A 16,152-nucleotide genomic window follows, 5' to 3' on the forward strand; every position below is an offset into this window, starting at 1 on the left:
GCTCGCTAAACTGATTTCATTTGCAACGGAGGTCGTATGGCTGGTTTTCGTCCGGTGTCGCTGATTGGCGTGCCTACCGATGTGGGTGCGGGCGCGCGCGGTGCGCGGCTGGGCCCGGAGGCGCTGCGCATTGCCGGCTTGCCTGAGGCGCTGGTCGAACGCGGGGTGGACGTGCGCGACATCGGCAACCTCGATGGTCCGCGCAATCCATGGACCGGCCCGGTGCAGGGCTACCGTCACCTCGACGAAGTAGTCGCCTGGAACCACGCGCTGATGGAGGCGAGTTACGCCGAGCTGAAGGAAGGCCGCATGCCGATCATGCTTGGCGGCGACCATTGCCTGGGCGTTGGATCGATCACCGCAGTCGCGCGCTGGTGCCGTGAGCAGGACAAGCAGCTGCGCGTGCTGTGGCTGGATGCGCACTCGGACTTCAATACCTCCGATGTCACCCCGTCAGGCAACATCCACGGCATGCCGGTGGCCTGCCTGTGTGGCCTCGGCCCGGAAGGCCTGACCAATCTGGGCGGCAGCGCCCCGGCGATCGCGCCGTGGCAGGTGCACCAGATCGGCATCCGCTCGGTCGACCCGGAAGAGAAGCGCCTGATCAAGCAGCACCGCGTGGATGTCTACGACATGCGCTACATCGACGAAGCAGGGATGAAGCGGACGATGGAAGCCGCACTGCATGGCATCGATGCCAATACCCACCTGCATGTCAGTTTCGACGTGGACTTCCTCGACCCCAGCATCGCGCCGGGCGTCGGCACCACGGTTCCCGGCGGCGTCAATTACCGCGAAGCACAGCTGGTGATGGAGATGATTGCCGACACCGGCTTGATGGGCTCGCTGGACATCGTCGAGCTGAACCCGCTGCTTGATCACCAGAACCGCACCGCCGAGCTGGCGGTGGACCTGGTGGAGAGCCTGTTCGGCAAATCCACGCTGATGCGCGATTAACAATCGGCCGACATCACTGAACGTGTGCTGCGCGGCTTCACGCGGAGCACACGGCCGAGCCGCCAGATTCGTCTTCACACACGAAGTGCCTGCCGCCGGTTACCGGCCACGGCATCTGCCTTGAAAGGGAGGAGGAGACGAATGATGAAGCGACTGTTGATGTTGGCCCTGGTGGGCGCGTTCTCGGTTGGCATGCTCAGCGGCTGCAATACCGTGGCGGGCGCAGGCAAGGACATGCAGAAGGCCGGTGAAAAGGTCGAAGACAAGGCGCAGGATTGCAAAGACGGCAAGTGCTGATGAACACGCGGTCCGTTGTGGACCGCACCGATGGAACCACCACAGGAGAAACACATGAAGCGTTTGGTTGCCCTGATGATGTTGTCGCTGTTCTCGGTCGCGGTGCTGGCTGGTTGCAATACCGTTGCCGGTGCAGGCAAGGACGTGCAGAAGGTGGGCGAGAAAGTTGAAGGTGCTGCCAAGGGGCATTGATCCCGTAGCGCCACCCAGATGAACGAAGAGGCCGGCAATGCCGGCCTTTTTCATGCGCGGAGTTTGCTAGCTGAAGCGATGTTCACCAAGGTCAGTGGCGAACAACGAAACATGGACCTGATGCCAACAGCGCTTGGGCGAAGGTGGTCCCACGCGAATCAAACGCGTATCCCCCGAAGGAGCAGCGTAATGAACAAAGACATCATTTCCGGCAAGTGGACCCAGCTCAAGGGCAAGGTACAGGCCAAGTGGGGCGACATCACCGATGACGACATGAAAGTGGCCGAAGGCAACGCCGAATACCTCGCAGGTCGCCTGCAGGAGCGCTACGGCTGGGCCAAGGACCGCGCCGAAACCGAAGTGCGCGACTTCCAGAAGGCGCTGCACAAGGACTACCCCGATTACCACTGATGCCGGGTGACTGAGGGAAGTCGCCCGCCTCAATCAGGAACCGATGCCAGTCCTCTGGCATCGGTTTCTTTATTTGCTTTTTGTAGGAGCGGCGTAAGCCGCGAAGCAGGGGCATCATCAGGTGGCGCAACTCGCAAGCATTGGGGCAATGTCAGCTTCGCGGCTTACGCCGCTCCTACAAGATCGGTGTCGGGCTGACGCGGCGATCAGCGCACCGGTGGGTCCGGCACGAAACCACTGGGGAAGGCCTGCGGCGAGTTGTCCACGCGACGATGGTCGCGCGGCAATACGCCCAACGCCACCAGCCGCTGCCGCGAGTCATAACGCACCTCGCTGACCTGTACCGGGTTACGGCTGGCACGCTCGAAGCTGGTCAATGACGAACTCGACCACTCACGCTCACCGTGGCCGGTGCCCAAGCGCTGTCGCGATTCGCTCTTGGCCATCGCGCTGGGCGCAGCGGCTTCGGCGGCGCGCCCTGTTGCATTGGCACTGGCCTCGGCACGGTCCTCGTACTGCGGCATCGGCCGCGGCATGGGCCTCGGCGCCGGCAGTGGGCGCACGTCATACACCGGCCGGCGTGCCTCGTTGAACACCGCGATGCCGATCACCCCGACATTGGCCGGGCGGCCGGTGCGGCTGGCGTAGCTGTCGCTGGAGCTGGTGAACACGAACTGCGCCACCTCTGCATTGGATTTGCGCCAGCCGGTGATCTCACTGCTCTGCCACGGCTCCAGTACATAGCCGGACTGGCTGGGTGAGGCAGTCTGGCCGGTGATGGCATTGACCCCGTCCACCGACAGCACCACCAGCACACGCTGGCCGCTGCGGTTCTGCATGCGCACGCTGTAACGGTGGCCGGGGCTGCCGGCCACCCATTGCTGGCCCCGGTAAGGGTGCAGGTCCAGCTCCTGCCCGTCATCGCGGTCGATCACCGACAGCTGCACCGGACCCTCATCTGCGGGCCGTACCGGGCTGAACCCGCATAGCGCGACAACCGACAACACACTGGCTAGAAAACGGTACATGGCAGGCTCCTTGGCGGGGGACGTGGCATGAAACGGCCGGGCGCGGGCAACGGGGTTGAGGGCGGGGACAGGCTGGGGCGGTTACACTGGCCCGGTTCATCCGCTCGTCAGCTTGGTTTACATGACTACCCGCGTCCTCACCGGCATCACCCCCTCCGGCACTCCCCATCTCGGCAACTACGTCGGCGCGATCCGCCCGGCCATTGCCGCCAGCCAGGCCTCGGATATCGAGAGCTTCTTCTTCCTGGCCGACCTGCACAGCCTGATCAAGGCGCAGGAGCCCGAGCGCACCCAGCGTTCGACCCTGGAGATCGCTGCCAGCTGGCTGGCCTGCGGCCTGGACCCGGACAAGGTGTGGTTCTACCGCCAGAGCGACATCCCGGAAACCACCGAGCTGATGTGGTTCCTCACCGTGGTTGCCAGCAAGGGCATCCTCAACCGCGCCCATGCCTACAAGGCGGCGGTGGACAAGAACCGCGAGGAACAGCTCGACGACGATGCAGGCGTCAGCGCCGGCCTGTTCATGTACCCGGTGCTGATGGCCGCCGACATCCTGATCTTCAACGCCAACAAGGTGCCGGTGGGTCGTGACCAGATCCAGCACATCGAGATGGCGCGCGATTTCGCCCAGCGCTTCAACCACGTCTACGGCAAGGAATATTTCGCCCTGCCGGAAGTGATCATCGACGAACAGGTGGCCACCCTGGCCGGCCTGGACGGCCGCAAGATGAGCAAGAGCTATAGCAACACCATCCCGCTGTTCGTGCCGCGCGAGGAGCTGAAGAAGCTGGTGTTCTCCATCCTCACCGACTCGCGCCTGCCGGGCGAGCCCAAGGACACCGAGGGCTCGGCGCTGTTCCAGATGTACCAGGCCTTCGCCAGCCCGGAGCAGACCGCAGCCTTTGCCAAGGCCTTTGCCGAGGGCATCAGCTGGGGCGATGCCAAGCAGCAGCTGTTCGAGCGCATCGACGCCGAGCTGTCGCCGCTGCGCGAGCGCTACAACGCCCTGATGGCCGAGCCCGAGAAGATCGAAGCCATCCTGCGCAAGCGTGGCCAGCAGCTGCGCGAGCAGTTCGCCATCCCGCTGTTGAAGGAACTGCGCCACGCCGTTGGCCTGCGTGACCTGTCTGCCGCCGGTGACAAGCCCCAGGCGGCGGTCGCTGCCAAGGCGGCGCTGCCGCTGTTCAAGCAGTACCGCGAGAAGGACGGCCGCTTCTACTTCAAGCTGCTCGATGGCGAAGGCACGCTGCTGATCCAGAGCGAAGGCTTTGACTCGCCGCGCGATGCCGGCCAGCTGATCGCAGTGCTCAAGCAGGCCGAGCAGGGCGATGCGCTGCAGAGCGAGTTGTTCAAGGTCGAAGCGGAAGTGGAGCCGGTGCTGGCGGCGTTGCGCGAACTGCGCGAGGCTGCAGCGAAGGAGTAATCACCTGCGGAGGAGCACGTCGATGGCCTGGTTGTCGTTGTTGTTGTTTCTCCCCTGGTTCTGCGTGATGGGAGCGCTGTACTGGTGGTTCCCGCGCCAGCCGCGCAATCGCCGGCGCAGCGTGTTTGATGCATCGATGCTGGTGCTGGCCCTGGTGGCCAGCATCGGTTTCATGTTGTGGGGTTACCACGTGGGAGCCACCGAGGTGGCCGAAGGCCTGTGGAAGCAGATCCTGGCCGTGTTGTATGCCTACGGCGGCTTCCTGGCGGTGATGGTGCTGGCATTGCTGCTGCGCCCGCGCGTACTGCAGCACTGAGCTGACGCGGCTGCGACAAAAGTCCGGGTTGAGTGCGGGCAGGGCGGCTGGCAGGATCGAAGCCAGTTTCTGCCGGAGTTGCCGCATGTCTCTTGCCCATGGCATCCACACCATCGATACCGCGTTCCAGCGCGATCACTTCGATGCGGCCTACCTGATCGTGCAGGACGGACGTGGCGCGTTCGTCGATTGCGGTACCACCCACTCGCTGCCCAATCTGCTGGCCTGCATTGCGCAGGCGGGTCTGGCGCCTGCGGATATCGACTGGCTGATCATCACCCATGTGCACCTGGATCATGCCGGCGGCGCCGGTGCGCTGATGCAGCAGCTGCCCAATGCGCGGTTGGTCGTGCACCCGCGTGGTGCCCAGCACATGATCGATCCGACCCGGCTGATCGCCGGCGCAACAGCGGTGTATGGCGAAGCCGAGATCGCGCGCAGCTACGGCCAGATCGTGCCGGTGCCGGCCGAGCGCGTGGTGGTTGCCGAGGACGGGCATCGTGTATCACTGGCGGGGCGCGAGCTGATCTGCGTGGATACGCCGGGGCATGCACGGCATCATTTCTGCGTGTGGGATGCGGCCAGTCGCAGTTGGTTCACCGGCGACACGTTTGGCCTCTCGTACCGCGAGCTGGATCATGCTGGCGGTGCGTTCATCATTCCCACCTCCTCACCGGTGCAGTTCGAGCCGGAGGCAATGCATGCCTCGATCCTGCGCTTGATGCAGGAAGCACCGGAAGGCATGTACCTGACCCATTACGGCCGGGTCGAAGGCACGGCGCGATTGGCGCAGGAACTGCACGAGCAGATCGACGCGATGGTGGCGATCGCTGAGCGTTGCAACGGCGAACCGGAGCGCCATCGCCTGCTGGTGGATGCGCTCGGTGCGCTGTATGTAGCGCGATTGAGATTGCAGGGCAGCCCGCTGGATGCATCTGAAGTGCTGCGGGTGCTGGCAATGGATATCGAACTCAACGCGCAGGGCCTGGCCTGCTGGCTGGACCGCGAGAAGCGCTGAAAGCAAGCGGGCTTCCTGTAGTGGGGGGGGGCGGGGCGGGGGGGGGGGGGGGGGGCGGGCCAGGCCGCGCCCGGGGGGCGCCACCCGCGCCCCCGCCCGGCCGGCGGGCCCCCCCCCCGGCCCCCCCCGCCCCCCCCCCCCCCCCCACTACCGTGTTTTTCAGTGCTGTTTGCGGCTGTTCCAGCTGGCCAGGAATACTGCGGTGGCCGAGGCCACGTTGAGGCTTTCCACTGCGCCACTGCCCGGGATCGACAGGCGCAGATCGCAGCTCTGGGCGAAATCGCGGTCCATGCCTTCGCCTTCAGCGCCCATCACATACACCATGCGATCCGGCAACTCGGTGGTGAAAACATTGTCGCCATCGGCAACCAGGGTCGCAGCCAGCCCAAAGCCGGCATCACGCAGCTGTGCAACGGCCTGTGGCAAGGCCGGCAGGCGCACCAGCGGCACCGACTCGGCGCCACCTTCCGCCACGCGCGCGGCGGCGCCGGACAGGGCCAGCGTCGAGTCCGCCGGCAACAGGATTGCCTTGACCCCAAAATGCGCCGCCGAGCGCAGGATCGCGCCGAAGTTGTGCGGGTTGCCTACGCCATCCAGCCACAAGGCCAGCGCAGGACCGTCCGTCAGCGAGGCCAGCCAGGTCGCCAAGGGCAACGGCTCCTGCTTCTGCACGTCGGCCACCAGGCCTTCGTGATGGGTAGTGGCGGCCAGCTTGTTGAGATCGCCGTCGCCGACCACGCGGTAACCCACACGGTTGGCCACGCACCACTTCAGCACCGGCTGCAGGCGCGGGATCATGTCCTCGGCCAGGTACAGCTTGCGCAGCGCCTGCGGGCGCTTGGCAAACATCGCCTGCACGGCATTGAAGCCGTACAGGCGCATTTCATCGCCGCCGCGTACCGGGACACCGTCGCCTTCACGTGCGGCCGAGGGTGCAGCCGGAGTTGCGCGGGGTGGCCGCGAGGAAGGGCGACGGTTGTTCCAGGGGTTACTCACAGCGGTTCCTTTGGATTACTTGTTGCTACGCCAGAAATCGGCATTCTTGATGCCCAGTGCATCGGGGTCGAAGACCGGGTCCAGGCCCAGCTTCTTCTGCCGCTCATAGTCGGTCAGTGCAAGCATGGCAGGCTTTTGCAGGATCAGGATGGCGACCACGTTCAGCCAGGCCATCAAGCCCACGCCGATATCGCCCAACGCCCAGGCCATTTTCGCATTGTGGTAGGCACCAAACACCACCATGCCCATGATGCCCAGACGCAGCACCAGCATCGCCGCCGGATGGGTACGGTTGCTGCCGGCCAGGTAGGTCAGGTTGGTTTCGGCCATGTAGTAATAGGCCATGATCGTGGTGAAGGCGAAGAAGAACAGCGCCAGTGCCACGAAGCCCGCGCCCCAGCCCGGCAGCACCGATTCCACCGCGGCCTGGGTGAACAAGGCACCTTCGGAGGGCTGAACGCCCGGCACGCCGGTGACAATGGCCTCCAGCTTGGTCACGCCACCTTCGGTGACCGAACGGAACACGTTGTACATGCCGGTGGACAACAGCAGGAAGGCGGTCGAGGTGCAGACCAGCATGGTGTCGAAGTAGATGGCGAAGGCCTGCACATAGCCCTGCTTGGCCGGGTGCGAGACCTCGGCGGCAGCGGCGGCGTGCGGGCCGGTGCCCTGGCCGGCTTCGTTGGCGTAGATGCCGCGCTTGACGCCCCAGGCAATGGCCTGGCCGATGATGCCGCCGAAGGCCGCATGCGCACCGAAGGCGCTGGAGAAGATGTCCGAGAACATCGCCGGCACCTTGCTGGCGTTGAGCATCATCACCACGATCGCCATCAGGATGAAGCCCAGCGCCATGAACGGCACGATCACTTCGGCGAAGCTGGCAATGCGCTTGACGCCACCAAAGATGATGATGCCAAGCAGCACCGCCACGCTCAGGCCGATCCACAGCTTCATGCTGGCGGCGCCACCAACCGATGCGCAGGCATTGACGCCGGTGCACAGCACGTTGACCGCGCTGTCGGCGATGGCATTGGCCTGCACGCCTGGCAGCAGGAAGCCTGCGGCGATCACGGTGGCGACGGCGAACACGGCCGCATACCACTTCAGGCCCATCGCTTTTTCAATGTAATAGGCCGGGCCACCGCGGTAGCGGCCTTCGGCATCCTTGGTCTTGTAGATCTGCGCCAGGGTCGATTCCACGTAGGAGGTGGAGGCGCCGAGGAAGCCCATCACCCACATCCAGAAGATCGCACCCGGGCCGCCGTAGGCAATGGCCGTGGCCACACCGGCGATGTTGCCGATACCCATGCGACCAGCCATGGACATGGCAAGGGCCTGGAACGAGGACACGCCGGCCTCGGATTTCTCGCCGCGCACCGTCAGCCGGCACATTTCAGCGAAACCGCGGATCTGCATGAAGCGGGTGCGCAGGCTGAACCACAGGCCCGCCCCAAGACACATGAAGATGAGCGCATTGCTCCAGATGATGCCGTTTACGTATTCGACGATGGATTCCACGTAATTCCCCGGAAAGCTGAAAGGTAGCCAAAGCCCGGAATTCCGGGGCTGGCCGATTTTTCCACGATTACGCCCGGTTGTGCAGGGCCACTACGTGGATTGCATCCAAGTCCTGATAAGGGCAAAGCAGCGCATGTCATGCAGCTGCCCGTCCTTGAACACCGATTGGCGCTCGGTGCCCTCCTCTGCGAATCCATTCTTCAACAGCACCCGCGCCGAGGCCGGATTGCCAGCCATCACTTGCGCGGACAGCCGTGCCAGTGCCAGGGTATCCATCACCCACGGCACATAGGCGCCGACCACCGTGGTCATGATGCCCTGCCCCCAATAGCGCTGGCCCAGCCAATACCCCAGCGACGCCGAATGACGCCGTTCGTCCTTGCCCTGGGTTACCCCGATACCGCCACAGGCCAGGCCATCGATTTCCAGTGCGAATACCTGCCCCCGCAGGTCCAGCACCTGCCCCGCCAGAAAGGCCTCGCCATCGGCGCGGGTATACGGATAGGGAAAGCGCGTGCTCAGCCCCCGCGATACCGCTGCGTCGTTGGCATGCTCGAGCAGCGCGTCCAGGTCCCCTGCCTGCCAGGGGCGTAACCGGACGCGGCCGCCGAGCAGCGGCTCACGCATGGCCACCGACCGCGGGGGTCTCACGCTCCAGCTTCTCCAGCGCGTTGGCCACTGTTTCCGGCGACTTGGTGTACGGAGCCAACAGCGCGTAGAACGCCGGCACCACGAACAGCGACAGGAAGGTGGACACGCTGACACCGAAGATCACCACGATGCCGATGGTGGCGCGGCTGGCCGAGCCCGGGCCACCGGCGACCACCAGCGGAATCGCACCAACCACGGTGGCGATCGAGGTCATCAGGATCGGCCGCAGCCGCACCATCGACGACTCGACGATGGCCTGGTGCACAGTGCGGCCCTCGTCGCGCAGCTGGTTGGCGAACTCGACGATCAGGATGCCGTTCTTCGCCGCCAGACCCACCAGCATGACGATGCCGATCTGGCTGAACAGGTTGAGGGTGCCGCCGCTGAGGTACAGGCCGACGAAGGCACCGAGCACGCCCAGCGGCACGGTCAGCATGATCACCAGCGGATGGATGAAGCTCTCGAACTGTGCGGCCAGCACCAGGTAAACCACCAGCAAGGCCATGGCGAAGGTCAGCAGCACCGCGCTGCCGGCGCTCTGGTACTCGCGCGATTCGCCCTTCCAGTCGATCTGCGCGTACTCCGGCAGTTCCTCGGCGGCGACCTGTTTGGCCCAGTCGATGGTTTCGCCCAGCGTATGACCCGGCGCGACGTTGGCGCTGATGGTGATCGAGCGCAGGCGATTGAAACGGTTGAGGCTGCCGGCCTCGGCCACTTCACTGAGCGTGACCAGGTTGGACAGCGGCACCAGCTCACCCGAGCGTGCGCGCACCTGGATCGCCGACAGGTCGGCCGGCGACGCACGGCCTTCGCGGCCTGCCTGCACCAGCACGTCGTACTCCTCGCCGTTGTCGACGAAGGTGGTGACGCGGCGCGAGCCCATCATGGTTTCCAGCGCGCGGCCGATGTCGGTGACCGAGATGCCCAGGTCGGCCGCACGCTGGCGGTCGATGTTGACGCGCATCTGCGGGCGGGTTTCCTTGTAGTCCGAATCGGCGCCGACCAGGCCCGGGTAATCGGCCATGCGCTCCAGCAGGCGATCACGCCACTGCGCGATTTCCGCGTATTCCGGCCCACCCAGCACGATCTGGAACGGCTGACCCATGCTGCGCACCAGACCGCCACCGACCATGGTGCGCACACGCACGCCGCTGAGGTCGTTCAGTTCTTTCTGCAGGTCATTGGCCACATCCACCGTGGCTTCGCTGCGGTTGCGCCAGGGCTGCAGGAACACGCTCATGCGGCCGGTATGCATTTCCTCGCTGTTGCCCCAACCACCGGGCACGCGCGGATTGGCGCGGACAATGGGTTCATCCGGGCCGACGAAGCGCGAGACGATCTTCTCGACCTGCTGCACCTGCTCCACGGTGTAGTCGTAGCCCGCACCTTCCGGGCCATCGATCATGATCTGGAACGAGCCACGGTCTTCGGCCGGCGCAAGTTCGGAAGGAATCAGCTTGAACAGGCCCCAGCTGGCGCCGAGCGCGCCCAGCATCACCAGCCCGAATACCCCGCTGCGCTGCACGTGGCGATCCAGCACGCGGCCATAGGTTGCCGACAGCCGCTCCAGCTGGCGGTTGATGAAGCCATGCAGGCGACTGACCTTCTGCTCGCTATGCGGCTTGAGCAGCTTGGAGGCCATCATCGGCGTCAGCGTCAGTGCCACGAAGGCCGACAAGGCCACCGCTGCCGCCAACGCCACCGCCAGCTCACGGAACAGGCGGCCGGTATTGCCCTCAAGGAAACCCACCGGCAGGAACACCGCCACCAGCACCGCCGTGGTGGCGATCACCGCGAACGCCACCTGCGCGGTACCGCGCTTGGCGGCCACCAACGGCGGCTCGCCCAGATCGATGCGTCGCTGCACGTTCTCGACCACGACGATGGCGTCATCCACCACCAGGCCGATACACAGCACCAGCGCCAGCAGGGTGAACAGGTTGATCGAGAAGCCGAACGCGAACAGCGCGATGAAGGCCGCAACCAGACACACCGGCACCGTCACCGCCGGAATCACTGCCGCGCGCAGGCTGCCCAGGAACAGCCAGATCACGATCAGCACCAGGATCATTGCCTCGACCAGCGTGGCGTAAACGCGCTCCACGGCGGCTTCAATGAAGGTGGTGTTGTCGAAGGCGACGAAGATCTGCGTGCCTTTCGGCAAGGTCTGGGCGATGCGCTCGGCTTCGGCACGGGTGTCACGCGCCACATCCAGCGCATTGGCCGTCGACGTCTTGACGATGCCCAAGCCGATACCCGGCTCGCCGTTGCTGCGGAAATAGGCGCGGCGCTCGGACGAGGCCAGTTCGACCTTGGCCACATCGCCCAGGCGCACCACGTAACCGTCATTGCCCTTGCCCAGCGGAATGCTGGCAAAATCCGCCGGGGCCACGTAGCTGCGCTCCACGCGCAGGGTGAAATCGCGGTCGGCCGATTCGATCCGGCCGGCCGGCAGCTCCACGTTCTCGTTGCGCAGCGCGGTTTCAACTTCGTTGACGGTCAACCCACGTGCAGCCAGCTGGTCGCGGTCCAGCCACACCCGCATCGCGTAACGCTGGCGACCACCGATGCGCACCTGGGCCACACCGTCGATGCTGGAGAACCTGTCCACCACATAGCGGTCGGCGTAATCGCTGAGTTCCAGCGTATCCATCACCGAGGACGACATGTTGAACCAGATGATCGGGTCGGCGTCACTCTCGACCTTGGCGATTTCCGGCGGCCGCGCCTCTTCCGGCATGCGATCCGCGACACGGCTGACCGCATCACGCACGTCGTTGGCCGCTGCCTCGATGTCGCGGTTGGCGTTGAACTCGATGCTGACCGAGGCACGGCCGTTGGTGCTACGTGCGTTGATGGTATCGATGCCCTCGATACCAGCCAGCGCGTCCTCCAGCACCTGGGTGACGCGGCTTTCGATCACCGCCGCCGAGGCGCCGGTGTAATCCACCGACACCGAGACGATGGGCGGATCAATCGCCGGCAGCTCGCGCAGGGTCAGGCGGGTGAACGACATGATGCCCAGCACCAGCAGCAGCAGGCTCATCACCACGGCCAGTACCGGCCGCTTGATCGAAAGATCGGACAGCTTCATCCGGCGGTCGCCATCTTGGCCGGTACTGCAACATCGGCCGGCTTCAGCGGCGTGGCCGCGTCGGCGGCCTTGGCCGGCTTGTCATCCTGGATGCGGATGCCCGGGCGCAGCTTGCCGGTGCCATCGACGACGATGCGGTCACCGGCCTTCAGCCCTTCGACGATTTCCACCACACCGGCGCGGCGGGTGCCGGCCTTGATGTCGGCGCGCTCGACGCTTTCATCCTGCTTGACCCGGAACACGTAAGAGTCGCGCCCCACCTGCACCACCGCGATTTCCGGAATCACCAGCGCATCGCGCTCGGGACGGTACAGGCGCACGTCCAGCAGCATGCCCGGACGCAGCGCATGGTCGACGTTGTCGAAATCGGCGCGGACGGTAATCGCGCGGCTGCCCGGATCGACGCGGGCGTCGATGGTGCTGACCGTGCCTTCAAACGTGCGGCCCGGGTAGGCGATGCTGCTGCCGCTGACCTTGTCGCCGTTCTGCAGCGAGGCCAGCTGTGCCTCGGGCACTTGGAAATCCACGTGCATGCGGGAGATGTCGTCCAGCGTGGCGATCGCGGTGGTCGGGGTGACCAGCGAACCCGGGCTGACCTGGCGGATGCCCAATACGCCTGCGAATGGCGCGCGTACGCTGCGGTCACCGATATCGGCGCGCATCTGCTGCACGCGGGCCTCGGCGGCGTCACGGATCGACTGCTGGGTATCCAGGGTTGAATGCGCAACCAGCTGCTGTGCGGCCAGTTCGCGCTGGCGCTTGTACAGCCGGTCGGCCTCGGCGAAGGTCGCCTGCGCCTGGGCCAATGCGGCCTGCTGGGCCTGGCCGCGCAGGGTCACCAGCGGCGCACCGGCGGCAACCTGCTGCCCACTCTCGAAATGCACCTTGTCGATGATTTCGCTGACCTTGGCGGTGACGATGATGGATTCGCGTGCCTTGGCGGTGCCGTTGGCCTGCAGCGTATCGCTCCACGGAGCGGTTTCGACGACCTGCGTAGTGACCAGCACCGCGCCGGCGGCTTGCCGCGGTGCCTCTGCGTTCTTGCGGTTGCATCCGGCCAACGCCAGCGCCAAGACAGTGCCACCGACAACGGTGACGGCAAATCGCCCGAACATACGCAGTCCCATCTGATACACGATCAAGCAGTCTAGCGGTGTCAGATGACGGCCGGATGTGCCGTTAGGGGGGGAACGTCCCTATTGTGGGAACCCCTGTAGTGCCGAGCCATGCTCGGCAGGGGACTTCACCCGTAATGCGAAGAACCTACCCCTCCCCAACCCTCCCCTCCGCCTTCGGCGCAAGGGAGGGGGCGAAGCTGTAGTGCGGATGAATTTGGGGCTGGCGGTGCGGTGGCTTCGCGGCTTGCGCCGCTCCCACAACCTGCAACCGCCAACCCACAAACAACTCAGCGCAGCGCCTGCAACACCTGCTCGACCATGGCCGGCACGCTGTCGGTATCCGCCCGCAGGTGCAGCTCCGGCGTTTCCGGGGCTTCATACGGCGAATCGATGCCGGTGAAGTTGGGGATCTGTCCGGCACGCGCCTTGCGGTACAGGCCCTTCACATCGCGCGCTTCGGCCACTGCCAGCGGCACGTCGACGAATACCTCGATGAACTCGCCATCCTCGAACCGTTCGCGGGCCATCTGCCGCTCGGCACGGAAGGGCGAGATGAAGCTGACCAGCACCACCAGCCCGGCATCAACCATCAGCCTTGCCACCTCGGCGACGCGGCGGATGTTCTCCACGCGATCCTCGTCGGTGAAGCCCAGGTCGCGGTTCAGGCCATGGCGGACGTTGTCGCCGTCCAGCAGGAAGGTATGTACCCCCTGCGCATGCAGCCGCTTCTCCACCTGGTTGGCGACAGTGGACTTGCCCGCACCGGACAGGCCGGTGAACCACAGCACCCGGGGCTGCTGGCCCTTGATCCGTGCCCGCGCGGCCTTGTCCACGTCCAGATGCTGCCAATGCACGTTGCCGGCGCGGCGCAAGGCGAAATCCAGAGTGCCGGCGGCGACGGTGGCGTTGCTCTGGCGGTCGATCAGGATGAAGCCGCCCAATGCGCGGTTCTGCGCATACGGCGCGAAGGCCACCGGCTCATCCAGCGACAGGTTGCAGTAGCCAACCTCGTTCAATTCCAGTCGTTTGGCCGCCAGTCGCTCCTGCGTATTCACGTCAACGCGGTGCTTGATCTCACTGATATTGGCGGCCACGGTGCGGCTGCCGATCTGTAGCCAGTACGGTCGGCCCGGCAGCAAGGCCGCGTCGTCCATCCACAGCACATGGGCGGCGAACTGGTCGGCCACTTCCGGCGGATCACCCGCTGCGGCGATCACATCGCCGCGGCTGACATCGACCTCGTCATCCAGGGTCAGCGTCACTGCCTGCCCGGTGCCGGCAACCGCCAGCGGACCATCCGGGCCCAACACCTGCTTGACCGTGGAGCGGCGTGCCGAGGGCAGCACCACCACCTCGTCACCCACGCGCACCTGCCCAGCAGCAATGGTGCCGGCAAAGCCCCGGAAATCCTGGTTCGGACGGTTGACCCACTGCACCGGCAGGCGCAGTCCGCTGACCGCGTCGTGCGCGCTCAGTTCGACCGTATCCAGGTGCTCGATCAGGCTGGGACCGCCATACCAGGGCATTACCGTCGAACGCGTGGACAGGTTCTGCCCTTCCAGCGCCGACAACGGAATCGCCTGCACGTTGGCAATACCCAACTGCGCCGCAAGCGCCAGGTAGTCGGCGACGATGCGCTCGAATACGGTCTGGTCGTAATCGACCAGATCCATCTTGTTCACCGCCAGCACCACCTGGCCGATGCCCAGCAGCGAGATGATGTAGCTGTGCCTGTGCGTCTGCGTGAGCAGGCCCTTGCGCGCATCCACCAGCACCACCGCCACGTCGGCAGTCGAGGCGCCGGTGGCCATGTTGCGGGTGTACTGCTCATGCCCGGGGCAGTCGGCAACGATGTACTTGCGGCGGTCGGTATCGAAGTAGCGGTACGCCACGTCGATGGTGATGCCCTGCTCGCGCTCGGCGGCCAGGCCATCAAGCAGCAATGCGTAATCGATGCGCTCGCCCTGGGTGCCATGACGACGGCTGTCAGCCTCCAGCGCGGACAGCTGGTCATCGAACAAGCGCTTGCTTTCGTACAGCAGGCGGCCAATCAGGGTGCTCTTGCCATCGTCGACGCTGCCGCAGGTGATGAAGCGCAGCAGCGGCTTGGTTTCGTGGGTCTTGAGGTAGGCAGCGATGTCGGAGGAAGTGGTCACGGCGCTCATCAGAAATACCCCTCTAACTTCTTCTTCTCCATGGACGCGGACTGGTCGTGGTCGATCAGGCGGCCCTGCCGTTCCGAGCTGGTGGAGACCAGCATCTCGGCGATGATTTTCTCCAGGGTGTCGGCTTCGGACTCGATCGCGCCGGTCAGCGGGTAGCAGCCCAGCGTGCGGAAACGCACCTTGCGCAGCTGCGGCACTTCGCCCGGATGCAGCGGCAGGCGCTCGTCATCGACCATGATCAGGCTGCCGTCGCGCTCGACGACCGGTCGTTCGGCGGCGAGGTATAGCGGCACCACCGGGATCTTCTCGCGGTAGATGTAGAGCCAGATATCCAGCTCGGTCCAGTTCGACAGCGGGAATACGCGCACGCTCTCGCCCTGATGGATGCGGGCGTTGTACAGGTTCCACAACTCGGGTCGCTGGTTCTTCGGGTCCCAGCGGTGGCGGTCATTGCGGAACGAGAACACCCGTTCCTTGGCCCGTGACTTCTCCTCGTCGCGGCGCGCGCCACCGATGGCGGCATCGAACTTCCATTTGTCCAAGGCCTGCTTCAGGCCCTGGGTCTTCATCACATCGGTGTGCACGCTGGGGCCATGGCTGACCGGGCCGATGTCGCGGGCGATACCGTCCGGGTTGATATGCACCCGCAGCTCGGTACCGGTCTCGGCAACGCGGCGGTCGCGGAAGGCGATCATCTCGCCGAACTTCCAGCGCGTATCCACATGCAGCAGCGGGATCGGCGGCACGCCCGGCGCGAACGCCTTCAGCAGCAGGTGCAGCAGTACCGAGCTGTCCTTGCCCACCGAGTACATCAGCACCGGGTTGTCAAAGGCGGCGGCGACTTCACGCAGGATATGGATGCTTTCCGCTTCCAGGCGGTCGAGGTGGGACAGGGGTGCAGTGACGGTCATTGCGTGCCGGAATAAGGAGGCGGGGCCCGAGGGCAAGAGTAGCAGCGAAGCCGGGCG

15 protein-coding genes are annotated in these 16,152 nt (G+C 65.2%); 7 read left to right on the forward strand and 8 right to left on the reverse strand.

The features are described 5' to 3' along the window. Positions 1-36: 36 nt before the first annotated feature. The 4 genes from rocF (at position 37) to AC13FW_RS00800 (ending at position 1,857) form a co-directional block, all read left to right on the forward strand. Complete coding sequence (rocF, locus tag AC13FW_RS00785; RefSeq protein ID WP_296248940.1) at positions 37-957, forward strand: arginase; 921 nt, start codon at positions 37-39, stop codon at positions 955-957. A gap of 144 nt (positions 958-1,101) precedes the next feature. Continuing rightward, the gene (locus AC13FW_RS00790) at positions 1,102-1,254 is read left to right on the forward strand and encodes an entericidin A/B family lipoprotein (RefSeq protein WP_296248941.1); all 153 of its coding nucleotides are present in this window, start codon (positions 1,102-1,104) and stop codon (positions 1,252-1,254) included. A gap of 54 nt (positions 1,255-1,308) precedes the next feature. Beyond that, positions 1,309-1,446, forward strand: a complete 138-nt coding sequence (locus tag AC13FW_RS00795) for an entericidin A/B family lipoprotein (protein WP_282269035.1) — start codon at positions 1,309-1,311, stop codon at positions 1,444-1,446. A gap of 189 nt (positions 1,447-1,635) precedes the next feature. Further along, positions 1,636-1,857: a CsbD family protein gene (locus AC13FW_RS00800; RefSeq protein ID WP_282269033.1), complete on the forward strand. Its 222-nt coding sequence runs from the start codon at positions 1,636-1,638 to the stop codon at positions 1,855-1,857. 206 nt (positions 1,858-2,063) lie between these two features. On the opposite strand, the gene AC13FW_RS00805 is transcribed toward AC13FW_RS00800, so the two are convergent. Beyond that, a complete protein-coding gene (locus tag AC13FW_RS00805) occupies positions 2,064-2,885 on the reverse strand; it encodes a hypothetical protein (protein WP_482987860.1) in 822 nt (273 codons plus the stop codon). A 121-nt stretch (positions 2,886-3,006) separates the two neighbouring features. On the opposite strand from AC13FW_RS00805, the gene AC13FW_RS00810 reads away from it, so the two are divergent. The 3 genes from AC13FW_RS00810 to AC13FW_RS00820 all read left to right on the forward strand — a co-directional run bounded on the left by AC13FW_RS00810 (position 3,007) and on the right by AC13FW_RS00820 (position 5,642). After that, positions 3,007-4,308: a tryptophan--tRNA ligase gene (locus AC13FW_RS00810; protein WP_482987861.1), complete on the forward strand. Its 1,302-nt coding sequence runs from the start codon at positions 3,007-3,009 to the stop codon at positions 4,306-4,308. A 22-nt stretch (positions 4,309-4,330) separates the two neighbouring features. Continuing rightward, positions 4,331-4,624, forward strand: a complete 294-nt coding sequence (locus AC13FW_RS00815) for a hypothetical protein (protein WP_282273156.1) — start codon at positions 4,331-4,333, stop codon at positions 4,622-4,624. A gap of 85 nt (positions 4,625-4,709) precedes the next feature. After that, positions 4,710-5,642, forward strand: coding sequence for an MBL fold metallo-hydrolase (locus AC13FW_RS00820; RefSeq protein ID WP_482987862.1), 933 nt, complete (start codon positions 4,710-4,712; stop codon positions 5,640-5,642). Positions 5,643-5,801: 159 nt separating this feature from the next. On the opposite strand, the gene AC13FW_RS00825 is transcribed toward AC13FW_RS00820, so the two are convergent. From AC13FW_RS00825 to cysD, 7 genes are all read right to left on the reverse strand, one after another. Beyond that, positions 5,802-6,638, reverse strand: a complete 837-nt coding sequence (locus AC13FW_RS00825) for a TrmH family RNA methyltransferase (RefSeq protein WP_482987863.1) — start codon at positions 6,636-6,638, stop codon at positions 5,802-5,804. Between the two features lie 15 nt (positions 6,639-6,653). After that, the gene (locus AC13FW_RS00830) at positions 6,654-8,099 is read right to left on the reverse strand and encodes an alanine/glycine:cation symporter family protein (protein ID WP_482988041.1); all 1,446 of its coding nucleotides are present in this window, start codon (positions 8,097-8,099) and stop codon (positions 6,654-6,656) included. A 147-nt stretch (positions 8,100-8,246) separates the two neighbouring features. Next, a complete protein-coding gene (locus tag AC13FW_RS00835; RefSeq protein ID WP_482988042.1) occupies positions 8,247-8,783 on the reverse strand; it encodes a GNAT family N-acetyltransferase in 537 nt (178 codons plus the stop codon). After that, complete coding sequence (locus AC13FW_RS00840; RefSeq protein WP_482987864.1) at positions 8,776-11,901, reverse strand: efflux RND transporter permease subunit; 3,126 nt, start codon at positions 11,899-11,901, stop codon at positions 8,776-8,778. Before AC13FW_RS00840 ends, AC13FW_RS00835 begins: the two co-directional genes overlap by 8 nt. Continuing rightward, the gene (locus AC13FW_RS00845; RefSeq protein ID WP_296247121.1) at positions 11,898-13,016 is read right to left on the reverse strand and encodes an efflux RND transporter periplasmic adaptor subunit; all 1,119 of its coding nucleotides are present in this window, start codon (positions 13,014-13,016) and stop codon (positions 11,898-11,900) included. Before AC13FW_RS00845 ends, AC13FW_RS00840 begins: the two co-directional genes overlap by 4 nt. A gap of 290 nt (positions 13,017-13,306) precedes the next feature. Further along, a complete protein-coding gene (gene cysN, locus AC13FW_RS00850; RefSeq protein WP_482987865.1) occupies positions 13,307-15,184 on the reverse strand; it encodes a sulfate adenylyltransferase subunit CysN in 1,878 nt (625 codons plus the stop codon). Next, a complete protein-coding gene (gene cysD, locus AC13FW_RS00855) occupies positions 15,184-16,095 on the reverse strand; it encodes a sulfate adenylyltransferase subunit CysD (protein WP_296247078.1) in 912 nt (303 codons plus the stop codon). The genes cysN and cysD overlap by 1 nt, the downstream gene beginning before the upstream one ends. Between the last annotated feature and the right edge of the window lie 57 nt (positions 16,096-16,152).

It is taken from the genome of Stenotrophomonas sp. 21LCFQ19 (genome assembly GCF_056861425.1).

What these genes read in the sequence shown, in the direction of transcription:
- rocF (WP_296248940.1), top strand. Translation starts at nt 37, where the DNA reads ATGGCTGGTTTTCGTCCGGTGTCGCTGATTGGCGTGCCTACCGATGTG.
- AC13FW_RS00790 (WP_296248941.1), top strand. Translation starts at nt 1,102, where the DNA reads ATGAAGCGACTGTTGATGTTGGCCCTGGTGGGCGCGTTCTCGGTTGGC.
- AC13FW_RS00795 (WP_282269035.1), top strand. Translation starts at nt 1,309, where the DNA reads ATGAAGCGTTTGGTTGCCCTGATGATGTTGTCGCTGTTCTCGGTCGCG.
- AC13FW_RS00800 (WP_282269033.1), top strand. Translation starts at nt 1,636, where the DNA reads ATGAACAAAGACATCATTTCCGGCAAGTGGACCCAGCTCAAGGGCAAG.
- AC13FW_RS00805 (WP_482987860.1), bottom strand. Translation starts at nt 2,885, where the DNA reads ATGTACCGTTTTCTAGCCAGTGTGTTGTCGGTTGTCGCGCTATGCGGG.
- AC13FW_RS00810 (WP_482987861.1), top strand. Translation starts at nt 3,007, where the DNA reads ATGACTACCCGCGTCCTCACCGGCATCACCCCCTCCGGCACTCCCCAT.
- AC13FW_RS00815 (WP_282273156.1), top strand. Translation starts at nt 4,331, where the DNA reads ATGGCCTGGTTGTCGTTGTTGTTGTTTCTCCCCTGGTTCTGCGTGATG.
- AC13FW_RS00820 (WP_482987862.1), top strand. Translation starts at nt 4,710, where the DNA reads ATGTCTCTTGCCCATGGCATCCACACCATCGATACCGCGTTCCAGCGC.
- AC13FW_RS00830 (WP_482988041.1), bottom strand. Translation starts at nt 8,099, where the DNA reads ATGTGTCTTGGGGCGGGCCTGTGGTTCAGCCTGCGCACCCGCTTCATG.
- AC13FW_RS00835 (WP_482988042.1), bottom strand. Translation starts at nt 8,783, where the DNA reads ATGCGTGAGCCGCTGCTCGGCGGCCGCGTCCGGTTACGCCCCTGGCAG.
- AC13FW_RS00840 (WP_482987864.1), bottom strand. Translation starts at nt 11,901, where the DNA reads ATGAAGCTGTCCGATCTTTCGATCAAGCGGCCGGTACTGGCCGTGGTG.
- AC13FW_RS00845 (WP_296247121.1), bottom strand. Translation starts at nt 13,016, where the DNA reads ATGTTCGGGCGATTTGCCGTCACCGTTGTCGGTGGCACTGTCTTGGCG.
- cysN (WP_482987865.1), bottom strand. Translation starts at nt 15,184, where the DNA reads ATGAGCGCCGTGACCACTTCCTCCGACATCGCTGCCTACCTCAAGACC.
- cysD (WP_296247078.1), bottom strand. Translation starts at nt 16,095, where the DNA reads ATGACCGTCACTGCACCCCTGTCCCACCTCGACCGCCTGGAAGCGGAA.